The following is a 13,908-nucleotide window of genomic DNA, read 5'->3' as shown; positions in this document are numbered from 1 at the left end:
TTTTGTCTTGAATCACTTGATATGAAAATCATTACTGAGATTATAATAGGTTAGCTAAGAAATGATTAAAAACAAAGAAGTACAAAAATAGAAAGAGTAAATAAAAAAAGAGTGCGACTAGCGCACTCTTTGGGTGTTTCAAAAATGATGGTTTTAGGGGGGAGTAAAATCTAGTTTTTACTTAAAGTGAGTTATTACTTAAAACTAGGGCAATGGTGATCGGCTCTCCATTCAAGCTGTCGAGAGCCTTGCATGGTTTGCAATAAATCTTGCCCAGACATTTGCGGAAAGCTAAGTAAGACTTTGAGATCAAGAGGCGAAGTGGCGTCTTTCTCATAAGCTCTGACATGAGTAAATGTTGCTTTTAAGTTGTTAAACAGCATGGCCTTATTAAGGCAAATTCCAAAAGTATCGCGTTTCATTGTCGGTATCCTTATAACAATGTATATACGTTATGTTTTTAATTCACTTTGAAATTCAGCTGTGCCATGTCCCCGTTGAGTATTTTTATTATGAGTGCATTCGAAATGTACTTCTATTATATGGTTGCTATGTAAGTAGCTTAACCTAGCCTTTTACTAACGTTGTCCATAAACACCTTGTTGCTATTTTGTTAATCCATGTTGAAGCCTATGAATAAGGTTTTAAAAATAGTGATTAACAAATCATGCAACAATGAATTTCTTTATCTGTACATATTATAATCGTATTTATTTTAACCAACCTAAAAAAGACCTAAAACTTGAGTGATCTAGCTCAATAAATGACCACTTCTGTTTGCATCAAGTTGCGTAAGTTCTAAAAAATCATATTTTACTGAGTAAATTTAGTGAAATGCGAGTCGTACGAAGGTTTTATTAACAAAGTAGTAAATAAATTATCAGCATAGTAATCACAGATATAAAACTGCGACAAGACACAGGTGTTAACTCAGTGTTAACGTTTGATGACGAGTTTATAGGGTAATTTTATGCAGTGGCGAAATATTAGTTTTCGAAAGCGATTACTGATCATAATGACTTTGACCGGGTTAGTTGAACTTTTGATCTTATCTGGTGCTGGTTTTGCCTACATAAAAGATTCTCAAGAGCAAGAAATGGGCTTGAAAGCTTTAGGGGTGGCAGAGTTCTTATCAAATTCAAATACCGTCATCAATTTTATTGAAGAGAATAAAAATTCAAGCCTAGAGTTCGAGCTTAGTCAAAATCACCTTGCAGAAGATGAAGTTCAGCAGCGTTTTAGAAACTTAACTCATTTAATTGGCGCTGCATTTATCGTAATCGGCAATGAACAAGGTATTCGCTTAGTTCATCCCATCGATCAACGCCTTGGTAAGCCAATGCGAGGTGGTGATAACCAGAAGGCATTAGTGTTAGGTGAGTCTTACGTCTCAATCGCACAGGGCTCTTTAGGCATATCAGTTCGTGGTAAAGCGGCTGTCAAAGATGAGAGCGGAAAAATCATCGGCGTAGTTTCAGTCGGTTATTTACTGGATTCATTGCAAGACAGAATTGAGCCTTACCTGGCTTTTTTGATTTTAATGGCATTGCTGGTGGTCGGAGTGAATGCGGTTATTTCAAATTATGCTTCCCGCCGTTTCCAAAAAGCTATTTTAGGGTTTGAACCCGAGGAAATTGGCCGCTTATATGTAGAGCTTGATGTCACGATGAGTACTCTAAAAGAGGGGATTATAAGTATTGATGCTCAGGGTGTTCTTCGTTCAATTAATAAAAGTGCGTGCCAAATTTTAAGCATCGATCGTGAAATGGCATTAAACCAACGGTTAGCCGATGTATTACCAGGAAGTGACCTTGAAGATTTGTTAATTAGTGGTGAATCTGACCATGATATCGAGCTGTATCTTAATAATAAGCGTTTGATTGCCAACCGAAGCCCAATAATTGTTAATGGCACTGTTGTTGGGGCTGTATCGAGTTTTCGATTGCGTGATGAAATAAACGAACTGACCGAACAGCTATCTCAAACCCTCGAATATGCCGATTTACTGCGCTCTCAAACTCACGAACACAGGAATAAACTCAATACAATCAGCGGTCTTGTGCAAATGGGCGATTTAGAATCTGTTCAGCAGTTAATCGGTCAAGAAACCGCTCACTATCAAGTTTTAATCGAATTTTTACGAGAGACGGTCAAAGACCCTTTAATCGCAGGGATGTTGCTAGGGAAAACAGAACGTGCAAGAGAAATTGGTTTAGAGCTAAAAGTTGAAGAAGGCTCGCGATTAGAAGCTTTACCAAAATGGCTAAACTCGGATGATGTTGTGACCATTTTAGGTAACCTAATTGATAATGCTTTTGATGCAACGATGACCGCAATTAAAAATGAAAAACATATCGCGTATTCAAGACGAATCGTAGAAGTGTCTATTAGTGATTTTGGTAATGAAATGATTTTAGAGGTTGATGACAAAGGATGTGGGTTACCACTTGAATTTTCCGAAAAGTCTCTAACTGATAAAGGTGTTTCAAGTAAGGCTAAATCAAACCGTGGAGTAGGGCTGTACTTGATAAAACAGCTTGCTGATCGTTACCACGGACAATTGGAAATGATAAGTAATAAGGAACATGGAACAAGAATGACGGTTTATTTACCGAAAGAAGATATTTTTGCGCAAGAAGGAATTAATTCAATTGAATATCCTTTTCAAAAAGGAAAGCAAAAATGAACACGTTAACTAGAGTGATGATCATTGAAGATGATATTGCTATTGCAGAGCTACATCACCGATATTTGTCTCAAATGGACGGGTTTGAAGTTATTGGTATTGCAACGACACAAGCTGAAGCCGAGATTCAACTTGATATACTTAACCCAGATTTAGTCTTGTTGGATGTGTATCTACCTGATGGTTCTGGCTTAGATATATTGACTAAGGTTCGAGGCTCAAACCAAGGTTGCGATGTTATTTTGATCACGGCTGCACGTGATGTTGAAACCCTACAACATGCGATGAGAGGTGGGGTGGTGGATTATTTGCTCAAGCCGGTAATGTTTCCTCGTCTTGAAGCTGCTTTGAAGAAATACTCATCACAAAGGGAGAACATTGATAATGCTTCAGACCTTGATCAAGGTTTAGTTGATAAAATGCTCCAAGCCTCTACACACTCCGACAATTCGCAACCTAAGCGTTTACCCAAAGGAATTGATGGTGTGACCCTTGATAAGATTCGAATACTTTTCACCGATGGCGAATTCAAGATCACGGCTGATGAAGCCGGGGAAAAAATAGGGGCAAGCCGAACTACAGCTCGACGTTACCTTGAGTATTTAATTACTGCCGGTGAATTAGAGGCCGATTTAAACTACGGAACAGTAGGGCGTCCGGAACGCTGCTACATGAAGTTAATCCGATAGAGTACGATTTAACTGCTCATCTCCTTTCATAATCCTCCTCACTTTTTTGCCAGTATTAAATAAAATACTGGTGAAATGAGTTAATATTTAATCGATTGCCTTCACAGTGGTTGATGTAAATCAAATTGTCGTAGACAATACCGACCCGAATAGAGGTGATAGATTTCACCCCATTTACCAAACACATTTCTAGGTTAATAGGCATTTACTATTGATATAATAGTTAAGACCTATTATCTATTTTCGTATGTCGCTGATACTTTTAGCGAATACTAAAAACCTTGTTTTTATAGGAAAGATGATGGTAATACCTGAAAACAGCAGCATCGTAATTTTCGGTGCATCGGGAGATTTGACCTACCGAAAGCTGATCCCTGCTTTATATCACCTATACGCGAACAATCAGATGCCAAAATCTTTCGCGATTTTAGGTGTTAGTCGTACCGATTACAGTGACGAATCTTACCGCGCAAAATTAAAGCAATCACTTCAGGATATGGAAAAAACAGAGCCTGAGATTCTGAATGCTTTTATTGATCACCTGCATTATCAGGCGATCAATACTTCTGACGTTGAAGATTACGCACGTCTAGCAACCCGTTTGGATCAAATTGAGAAAGATTACCAATTTGAAAATCACAACACGTTGTTTTACTTAGCTACGCCACCAAGTCTATACGGTGTGATCCCAGCAAGCCTTGCTGCACATGGTTTGAACGATGAATCAAATGGTTGGCGACGTCTTATCATAGAAAAGCCGTTTGGCTACGACTTGGCTTCAGCTCAAGCGTTAGATGAAGAAATCCATCATCACTTCCAAGAACACCAAATTTATCGTATCGACCACTACCTAGGAAAAGAGACAGTACAAAACCTTCTTGTATTGCGCTTCTCGAACGCGATGTTCGAACCTTTGTGGAACCGTAACTTTATTGATTACGTTGAAATCACAGGTGCTGAATTCCTTGGTGTTGAAGAACGTGGCGGTTACTACGACGGTTCTGGTGCTGTGCGAGATATGTTCCAAAACCACCTGCTACAAGTTCTAGCAATGGTTGGTATGGAGCCGCCTGCACAGATTAATGCGGATTCAATCCGTGACGAAGTGGTTAAAGTACTTCAGTGCCTTAAACCTCTTGAAGAAGATGATCTACGTAAAGACCTAGTATTAGGTCAGTACACTGCATCAGATGTGCGTGGCCAACATTTACTTGGTTACCGTGAAGAAAACGGCGTGGCTGATGACTCACGTACTGAAACTTATATTGGTCTGAAAGCGTACATCAACAACTGGCGTTGGAATGGTGTACCTTTCTACGTGCGTACTGGTAAGCGTTTACCGACTCGTGTGACTGAAATTGTGATTCACTTTAAGAACACACCACACCCAGTATTCGGTCAAGATGCACCTGAAAATAAGCTGATTATCCGCATTCAACCGGATGAAGGTATTCAAATGAGTTTTGGTTTGAAAGAACCTGGTGCTGGTTTCAAAGCAAAAGAAGTGAAAATGAACTTCTCTTACTCTGACTTGCCAGAAACTCAAATGCTAACGGCTTATGAGCGTCTTCTTCTTGATGCATTAAACGGTGATGCAACTCTGTTTGCACGTACTGATGCAGTAGAAGCATGTTGGAAATACGTCCAACCGATTTTAGATTTCAAACAAGACCCTCAAGCGCTCTTTGGTTATGCTTGTGGTACTTGGGGCCCTCAAGAAGCCGATGACCTTCTACAAAGAGATGGTCGTGCATGGCGTTTCCCATGCAAAAACTTAACAGACACGGATTACTGCGAATTATGATCAATCACAAGATCTTTGAAACGCCTGAATTGGTTGTTGAAAACTTAGCAAATGAAATGAAAGCGTATAGCGAGCAGGGCAAACCTGTTCATATTTCGCTTTCTGGTGGCAGTACGCCCAAAATGCTTTTCAAGCTTTTAGCTCAAGCACCATACGCTGATGGTATTCAGTGGAATAACCTTCACTTCTGGTGGGGCGACGAGCGTTGTGTTGCACCCGATGACGCTGAAAGCAACTTCGGTGAAGCGAATGCGCTACTTTTCTCGAATGTGAACCTTCCGGCAGAGAACATCCACCGCATTCGTGGTGAAGATGAACCCAAAGTAGAAGCTGAGCGTTTCGCAAAAGAAATGGCAGATGTTATCCCAACTGAAAACGGTACGCCGGTATTCGATTGGATCCTGCTAGGTGTTGGCGCAGATGGTCACACAGCCTCACTATTCCCGGGCGTAACTGACTACCAAGATGAGAACCTATCTGTATTAGCTTCTCACCCTGAGTCGGGTCAGATCCGTGTTTCTAAAACAGCTAAAGTTTTAGAAGCCGCGAAACGAATCAGCTACCTAGTGCTTGGCGCAGGTAAAGTTGAGATCGTTAAAGAAATTCATACAACTCCTGCTTCTGAGTTGCCTTACCCGGCAGCAAAAATTCAGTCTAAGACTGGCGAAACAGAGTGGTTCCTAGATTCAAATGCAGCAAGTGCTATCGCGTAATTGCGAATAGCCGCAAGGAGATATAAATAATGAAAGGTGATATCGGTGTAATTGGCCTAGCAGTAATGGGTCAGAACCTTATCCTAAACATGAACGACCACGGCTTCAAAGTTGTGGCTCACAACCGTACTGCTGCAAAAGTAGACGAGTTCCTAGAAGGTCCAGCTAAAGGTACTAACATTGTTGGTGCTTACTCTCTAGAAGAGCTAGTTGAAAAGCTAGAAGCGCCTCGTAAAGTAATGCTAATGGTACGTGCTGGTGACGTTGTAGATACGTTCATTGACAAGCTTGTTCCACTTCTAGACAAAGGTGACATCATCATTGATGGTGGTAACACTAACTTCCCAGATACTAACCGCCGTGTTGCTGCTCTTCGTGAGAAAGGTATTCACTTCATCGGTACTGGTGTTTCTGGTGGTGAAGAAGGCGCTCGTTTTGGTCCTTCTATCATGCCAGGCGGTTCTCCTGAAGCTTGGGAAGCGGTTAAGCCTATCTTCCAAGGCATCTCTGCGAAAACTGACGCTGGTGAGCCTTGTTGTGATTGGGTTGGTAACGATGGTGCTGGTCACTTTGTTAAGATGGTTCACAATGGCATCGAATACGGTGACATGCAGCTTATCACTGAAGCATACCAATTCATGAAAGATGGTCTAGGTATGAACCACGACGAAATGCAGGCTGTATTTGCTGATTGGAACAAAACTGAGCTAGACAGCTACCTAGTAGAAATCACTGCTGACATCCTTGGCTACAAAGATGAAGACGGTGAAGCATTAGTTGAGAAGATCCTAGACACTGCTGGTCAAAAAGGTACGGGTAAATGGACAGGTATCAATGCGCTAGATATGGGTATCCCACTAACGCTAATCACTGAATCTGTATTCTCTCGTTGCCTGTCTGCACTTAAAGACCAACGTGTTGAAGCTGAGAAACTGTTCGGCAAAACTGTTGCTCCAGTTGAAGGCGACAAGCAAGAGTGGGTTGATGCAATCCGTCAAGCTCTACTTGCTTCTAAGATCATCTCTTACGCTCAAGGTTTCATGCTAATGCGTGAAGCGTCGAACGAAAACGGCTGGGATCTAAACTACGGTAACGTTGCACTTATGTGGCGTGGCGGTTGTATCATCCGTTCTGCATTCCTAGGCAACATTCGTGATGCTTACGAAGCGAACCCAGAGATCGCTTTCCTAGGTTCAGATGCATACTTTAAAGGCATCCTAGACAACTGCATGGGCGCTTGGCGTAAAGTTGCAGCTAAGTCTATGGAATCTGGTATCCCAATGCCATGTATGACTTCTGCACTAACGTTCCTAGACGGCTACACTACAGCTCGTCTTCCTGCGAACCTTCTACAAGCTCAACGTGATTACTTTGGTGCTCACACTTACGAGCGTACTGACCGTCCACGTGGTGAATTCTTCCACACAAACTGGACTGGTACAGGCGGTGATACTGCTTCTACAACTTACGACGTATAATCGTGAGTTATAAAGCTAGTCATTAAGACGCTTTAATTAAAAAGGATGCCACATGGCATCCTTTTTTGTTTGTTGGGCTTTATAGGATTTATGCTTAATTCTATCAATCCTGCAATGTATTTTATCTCGCCTTCTAGAATATCAATAACTTACCATTGATAAAACTCCCGCATGGTATACAAAAAATTCACGTTCACTGCATTAATCTCTGTAATAAATAGACTCTGTCGGAGATTAAAATATGAAAAAATTAGCAGTGTTCTCGGCTATGGTAGCTCTCTCATTCCCAAGTAGTCACGCATTGGCAGTCGACCTAATTGGTCATGCAACCGCTCAACAGTTTCAAAATGTGGTCGCTCAGGTGAGTGGTGTTGTTGAAAACAAGCCATATCAACTTGGTGAAGCTATACAGAAAGGTCAATCTCTTATTGTTCTTGAAGACAATGATTTTGTTCTAGAGGTGAGTCGCCAAAAAGCGAACCTAGAATTGGTCAAAGCCGATCTCAAAATCAAGAATAGTATCTATAACCGTTATAAAGAACTAAAAGCGAAGAAAAGTTTGTCGCAGCACGAACTAGATATCTCTTTCGCTGACCTACAAGCTGCGAAAGCTAATGTGAAATTGGCAGAAATCGATCTAGAGCAAGCGGTAGACAACCTTGAACATACTCAAATCAACTCTGATATTGATGGTTACATAGTAAAACGTAATGTAGAGCAAGGCTCATGGGTGGAAAAAGGGAACCTGCTTTACAGCGTGGCTGATGTAGAAAATATTATCATTCGTCTGCTTGCCAGTGAGCATGATCTTACTGAATTGTCTGTTGGGCAAGAACTTACCGTTTGGAGCGATGTTAATCCAAAAATTAAGGTGAAATCTAAGATTAAGCGTATTGGTATAAACTTAGACCCTACATTATTAGCTTACCCAATCGACATTGAGATCCCTAATAGTAATAGCCTTATCAAACCAGGCATGTCTCTTCACGCAAGCACTGTGAATTAAGGAACTGGCGATGCGAAATATTATTAGCTACTTTGCTGCGCGGGGGTTTCTAGCCCGTGTGATCACCATGATGGTATTTGCGGTTGGTCTTGCATCACTAAGTATCATTAAAATGCAGGAAGATCCGGAAGTTGCCTTTCCGGAAGTGGAAGTGGTGACTCATTATCCGGGCGCCTCGCCACAAGATATTGAACTGAATATCACCAACAAAATCGAAAAAGAGCTACGCGGTGTGCAAAACATCCGTGAAATGACTTCTGAATCAAAAGAAGGTACTTCTTTGATCTTGCTTGAAGTCGATGAAACTGCCGACATTGCTGACGTCGTACGCAAAATTCAGCAAGCGGTCGATCGAGTCAGTGGCTTACCGAAAGATATTTCAGATCCCCCGCTGGTGCTTCAAGAGAGTACGTCGTCATTCGAGGTGTTGCGCTTTGGTGTCACAACAACGGGCACCTACGCGGATTTACAACAATATGCACGTCAGTTAGAGAAACGTGTTAAATCGATACCTGGAATTGGTACGGCAACGATGTCGGGCTTTCGCGAGCGTGAGTTTTGGATTGAAGTTGATCCCAATAAAGTTGGTCGTTACAACCTAACGTTTGATGACATCATGACGTCCATTAATAGCCGCAACTTGTCACTTTCAGGTGGTGTGGTTGAGTCGTGGAAGTCAGAGCACCGCTTGGTCACTCTGACACAAGTGACGAGTGCAAAAGAGTTAGAAAAAACCATTATTCGAGTATTGCCTGATGGTGGTTTAGTTCGTGTGAGTGACGTTGCAACGGTGACCGATGGTTTCGAGAAAGCGACTGAATACGGCATGATCAATAACGAACAGGCTATCTTGTTTAATATAACCAAAACAGCGAATGCTGATGTTCGTACCGCAATCAATGCTGTGTTGGAAACGTTAGATCTAGAGCGTGAAAAGTTGGGTGGGAAGTTCGAATTTCACACCTCAATCAACCTTGCAAAAGACATGCAAGAGAAGTTCTCGATTGTTGCAAGCAACGGTGGAATTGGTCTTCTCTTAGTGCTTGTTGTACTTGGTCTTGCATTGATGCGCCAAGTGGCTTTTTGGGTTGCTGTTTCGATTCCTTTCTGTATTTTTGGCGTGCTGGCTCTTATTCCTGGAATGGGAATGACGCTGGATGCCATTACATTGTCTGCGTTATTGCTTGTTATCGGCATTATTGTGGATGATTCAGTGATTGTTGCTGAAAGTATCTATAGTGAACGTGAAAAAGGAGCCTCCCCACTTGAGGCGGCGATAGAAGGTACGCTCAAGGTATACAAACCTGTACTAGCAAGTTTAACGACTACAGTGCTTGTGTTTATCCCAATTTTCTTCATCCCAGGTGAGCTAGGTATGGAAATTGCGGTGATCCCACTGACGGTCATTATGGCTTTAACCTTCTCTTGGTTTGAATGTACGGTGACGTTGCCAGCGCATTTAGCCGACGCAATGAAAAAGCCGACGCCAAAAACCAAATCAACGGAAGTATTTAACCAATTATCAGCGCGCTATGAGTCGATTCTTGCAAGTGCTTTGAACCATAAGTTTACAGTGGTGTTATTGGCATTGACGGCGTTGGGTGCCGGTGGTGCGATCATCGCTACGATGAGGCTAGACTTTTTCCCAGCCCAAGCCGCCAAGTATATTGAAGTGTATACCGAGGTGAAACCGGGTACACCAATGGATAAAGTACGTGCTGCACATAAGCAAATAGAGGAAGTGATCAGTTCGCTACCTGAATCGGAGTTGCTTAGCTACGAAATGACTTACTCAACACCTGTGAGTAAAGGCTTAATTAACCTAACGAATGCCGAAGATAGAGACAGAACTGCAGATGTGATCGTGGATAGTTTGCGAGAGCAGTTAGCTGATAACACCGCTGTTCCTTTCATTAAACTCTCTGTCGATGCGGGTGGTGAACCTCTTGGTGAGCCCGTAGAAGTTCGTGTTATTGGGCAGAACAAAGAGTCTCGTGATCAAGCCGTTGATGTGGTCTCTGAGTGGCTAGCTAACTATGAAGGTTTAAGCCATGTTACTAATAATGAAGAGCTTAAAGATCAGCAACTTGAAATTGTCCCTCAGTATGAATGGTTAGCGCGTTACAACTTAACCGTTGATGATTTAGCTACGACTTTACGTATTGCCTTTGACGGTGAAAAAGTATCAACGACTTGGATTGGTGACGAAGAAGTGGGCTTGCGAGTCATACTGACCGAGCAATATCGTAACCTTGAAAAACTTCGTAATACTAAGATCTACACTGCTGATGGTACTCAAGTTCCATTGAGCCGATTGGCACATGTACGATACACCCAAGCTGAACGTATCATTTTGCACTTTAATGGTGACAGACAAGTGCTTGTCACAGCACAAGTCGGAGGTGGGCAACTGGACCCTGATGAAATTACCGAAGAGCTATGGGAAGCGGTAAAAGATAAGATCAGCGCGGATGTCACACTTGATATTGGTGGTGAAGTAGAAGCTGCAGAAGAAACGCTAGGGGGTATTGTTGTTGCATTCCCTGCTGCTATTTTGGCGATCTACTTTGTATTGGCGATAATGTTTGGTTCGCTTCTACAGCCACTACTGGTTATTTCAGTTATTCCATTCGCTTTGGTGGCATCTCTGTCTGCGCTATTCTTACACATGCAGCCTATTTCATTGTTTGCTCTGGTTGGTGCGTTAGGAATGTGCGGAGTAGTGGTTAACAACTCGTTGGTACTCATTGTACGGATTAATGGGATGAGAGCGAAAGGGCTTGAAATCTCCCAAGCCGTGATCGAAGGGGCGAAGACTCGTCTAAGACCCATATTATTAACGTCAATCACTACTGTAGTAGGCTTGCTACCTCTTGCTTACGGCATTGGTGGGGCAGATGTAAACATGGGACCAATGGCATTAACGTTGGGTTATGGTTTGTTGTTCTCTGTTCCTGTCGTTTTGTTTATTGTTCCGTGTTTGTACGTGTTAACGACAAGACAAAAATAAGCGTCAGTGAGACTTAGTGATTTAGGACGCGAAACTATTAGAGAGGGCATTACAGCCCTCTTTTTTATATATTAACACTCGACAAAAATTAATTTGGGCAGCGGTTGATGGAAATAGAGCCGTTTAATCGTGTTAACTAAAATATAAAGAGCACAGAGTTAGGATACTGACGTGCTTTATGCCATCATAAAGGGAGTGATAGGGGAAACGGACATCCCCATAGAAAATTATTGGTAAGCATTATTGATGATGGCGTACCAAGAGAAATTCAGAGCCTAACTCGGTTTAGGTTGTGAAAAGGTAAAGATATGACAGAACAAGAAAGAATTGAACTTCAACAGAACAACCCTCTACACGGCTTAAAGCTTGAAACCTTGATCACTGAGCTTGTGGATCATTACGGTTGGGAAATTTTAGACGCTGCAATGCGAATGAATTGCTTCAACACTAAGCCGACAGTTGCAAGCGCGGTTAAATATTTGAAGAAAACAGAATGGGCGAGAGAGAAGGTAGAGAACTTTTATCTTTATCGCTTTAAGCGTATGCCAAAAGCTTCGGATGTTGAATATCAGATGCCGCCACGTTCACGTACATTTCGACATGGCTTAGAGCCTCGTGAACCTATGGAATTAACAGTTGAGTCAATCCTAGCTTCACAAGCAAAAGCGGCTTCTGCATTTAAAGAGCGTAGAGGAAATGGTCGCAATTTCCGCCGATAGTGGGAATGGTACCTTGTTATGTATATAAAGGAGCGAGTTCGCTCCTTTATTGTTTCTAGAAGAAACGTCTATAGCTTCAATCATCCACTAAAGGACTAAGAACTAAGGACTAAAGTTCCCTCAACAGCTAAAATCCACACTACCTATAATAGAGCGTCTAATATTTTTCAGAGTGTGACTACTAGACAAATCAAGCTTGGCTATCTTTCAAGCGCTTTTTCCAGAGATCAACGCCATAAATAATGGCACTGACTATAAGAAACATTGCGGATACAAAAAATAACGCTGGCATTTTGAGTATCCACGCAAAGGTTGCAGCAAGAAAGGCGACAAATGAAATGAGCCGACTTGATGACATGATATGACCGAGTTTTTTATTCATAATGCCCCCTGATTTATACTTTTTTCAACATGTCTATTATTGCATTGTTGATTGAAAATTAAGCTAAATTAATATCAAAAAAGATGATTTAGTGAGCTATTTCATAAAGTTTGAGTGCTTAACTTCTAGGCTATATACATTATGAGGTGCACCATAAGGTATAGAGTGTCGGTTAGAAAACTGGCGAACAAAGCTCTTCTCCTGAATCAGAAAGTTGCTGACGAATATTCATGAAAGATTCAAAATTGTCTCGCAGCGCTGCCACACAGTCTGGGTCGAAAATTAAACCATCCTGAGCTTCAATATATTCCATCACCTGTGAAACAGACCATGCATGCTTATAAGTTCTTTTACTGAGCAGGGCATCAAACACATCAGCTAAAGTAACAATCCGAGCTTCTAATGGAATACTGTCTTTATTTAAGCCATCGGGTAAGCCTTTCCCGTCAAATCGTTCATGGTGATGACGAATGATATTTTTTATAAATTGAACTTCTTCTACAGTAATCGAGTGGTTATCCGATAGGCTCACCACATCATTGATAATTTCTTCACCATAAAGCGTATGGTTGTTCATAATTTTACGATCTTCATCAGTAAATTTTTTGGTACTGAAAAGGACATGATCAGGAATACGATATTTCCCGATGTCATGGAAGGGCGCATACAAGCGAATTCGGTGTATAAATTGGTGGGTAATATCTTGTTTAGTATCTGACAAAATACGCGCTAGTAACTCGCTGTATCTTCCCATTCTGGTTAAGTGCTCTTTTGTTTCGGGGTCACGTGAGTGCCCCATATTAAGTGCAACCGCTAACGAAGACCTAAAATGTTTTTGGCTTTCATATTGTTGAATCAATAGGTTTGTTATTAATTGGGTAAAGAAAGCAATGTCACGTTGAGCATTCTGTTGATTAAAAAAACACAAGTTAGACGCATTAATAAAAACAAAACCAAGGTGAATACCACGATAATATATTGGTGCTGTATAACTACTTTGATGCCCAATTTCAATCAAATGAATAAGCCGTTTGGTCGGTGTTACGGAAGTGAGGTCATCGATAACTCTGACTTTATGGTTTGTGTATATTTGGAAGAGCGCTGAGCGAGAAGTAATTTCTTGTTCACTGTAGTCATGCTTTCCGGTTGGACAGAGTTTATCTGCAATGAAGTAATTAGATGCTTTATTATCTTCAGAAAGTACGACTGAAAAGCGTGACAAGCTAGGGTAATAAGAGCGTGCGAGATCAAATAATTCACTGAATATAAGTGGAATGTCTTTGTCTTGAGCCGCAAGTTTACTGAGCGTGGGGTAGTCAAACATGTCGCAAGCCAACCTTAATTTATTGTTATTTGTCTGTTTTTATTTGGAATGTTTGTATCTCAAAAGTAAGAATAAGTAAGATATCAACCATGTTACT

The 13,908-nt window shown here is 41.4% G+C and carries 11 protein-coding genes; 8 read left to right on the top strand and 3 right to left on the bottom strand.

Annotation, left to right across the window (positions count from 1 at the left end; all coding sequences use genetic code 11):
- Positions 1-194: 194 nt before the first annotated feature.
- A complete protein-coding gene (locus tag OCU78_RS07610; protein WP_137373151.1) occupies positions 195-422 on the bottom strand; it encodes a hypothetical protein in 228 nt (75 codons plus the stop codon).
- A gap of 548 nt (positions 423-970) precedes the next feature.
- Between OCU78_RS07610 and OCU78_RS07605 the strand changes: the two genes are divergently transcribed.
- The 8 genes from OCU78_RS07605 (at position 971) to OCU78_RS07570 (ending at position 12,105) form a co-directional block, all read left to right on the top strand.
- The gene (locus tag OCU78_RS07605) at positions 971-2,686 is read left to right on the top strand and encodes an ATP-binding protein (protein ID WP_435440472.1); all 1,716 of its coding nucleotides are present in this window, start codon (positions 971-973) and stop codon (positions 2,684-2,686) included.
- A complete protein-coding gene (locus tag OCU78_RS07600) occupies positions 2,683-3,375 on the top strand; it encodes a response regulator (RefSeq protein ID WP_137373152.1) in 693 nt (230 codons plus the stop codon). The genes OCU78_RS07605 and OCU78_RS07600 overlap by 4 nt, the downstream gene beginning before the upstream one ends.
- 301 nt (positions 3,376-3,676) lie before the next feature.
- The gene (gene zwf, locus OCU78_RS07595) at positions 3,677-5,179 is read left to right on the top strand and encodes a glucose-6-phosphate dehydrogenase (RefSeq protein WP_167494029.1); all 1,503 of its coding nucleotides are present in this window, start codon (positions 3,677-3,679) and stop codon (positions 5,177-5,179) included.
- Positions 5,176-5,892, top strand: a complete 717-nt coding sequence (gene pgl / locus OCU78_RS07590) for a 6-phosphogluconolactonase (protein WP_137373300.1) — start codon at positions 5,176-5,178, stop codon at positions 5,890-5,892. The genes zwf and pgl overlap by 4 nt, the downstream gene beginning before the upstream one ends.
- A gap of 29 nt (positions 5,893-5,921) precedes the next feature.
- Positions 5,922-7,370, top strand: coding sequence for a decarboxylating NADP(+)-dependent phosphogluconate dehydrogenase (gnd, locus tag OCU78_RS07585; RefSeq protein WP_004733587.1), 1,449 nt, complete (start codon positions 5,922-5,924; stop codon positions 7,368-7,370).
- Positions 7,371-7,611: 241 nt separating this feature from the next.
- Positions 7,612-8,376, top strand: coding sequence for an efflux RND transporter periplasmic adaptor subunit (locus OCU78_RS07580; protein ID WP_137373154.1), 765 nt, complete (start codon positions 7,612-7,614; stop codon positions 8,374-8,376).
- Positions 8,377-8,386: 10 nt separating this feature from the next.
- Complete coding sequence (locus OCU78_RS07575) at positions 8,387-11,386, top strand: efflux RND transporter permease subunit (RefSeq protein ID WP_137373155.1); 3,000 nt, start codon at positions 8,387-8,389, stop codon at positions 11,384-11,386.
- Between the two features lie 308 nt (positions 11,387-11,694).
- Entirely contained in the window at positions 11,695-12,105 is a 411-nt protein-coding gene (locus OCU78_RS07570; RefSeq protein ID WP_137373156.1) for a VF530 family protein, read from the top strand.
- Between the two features lie 190 nt (positions 12,106-12,295).
- On the opposite strand, the gene OCU78_RS07565 is transcribed toward OCU78_RS07570, so the two are convergent.
- Positions 12,296-12,487 (bottom strand): hypothetical protein, encoded by a 192-nt coding sequence (locus tag OCU78_RS07565; protein WP_137373157.1) that lies wholly within the window; start codon positions 12,485-12,487, stop codon positions 12,296-12,298.
- 172 nt (positions 12,488-12,659) lie between these two features.
- Positions 12,660-13,811: an HD-GYP domain-containing protein gene (locus OCU78_RS07560; RefSeq protein WP_240701729.1), complete on the bottom strand. Its 1,152-nt coding sequence runs from the start codon at positions 13,809-13,811 to the stop codon at positions 12,660-12,662.
- Between the last annotated feature and the right edge of the window lie 97 nt (positions 13,812-13,908).

Origin of the sequence: Vibrio gallaecicus, assembly GCF_024347495.1 — a bacterium.
In the GTDB taxonomy this organism is placed as follows: Bacteria; Pseudomonadota; Gammaproteobacteria; order Enterobacterales; family Vibrionaceae; genus Vibrio; species Vibrio gallaecicus.
Note: the sequence above shows the minus strand (reverse complement) of the source record. Positions and strands in the feature narration are given on the sequence as shown.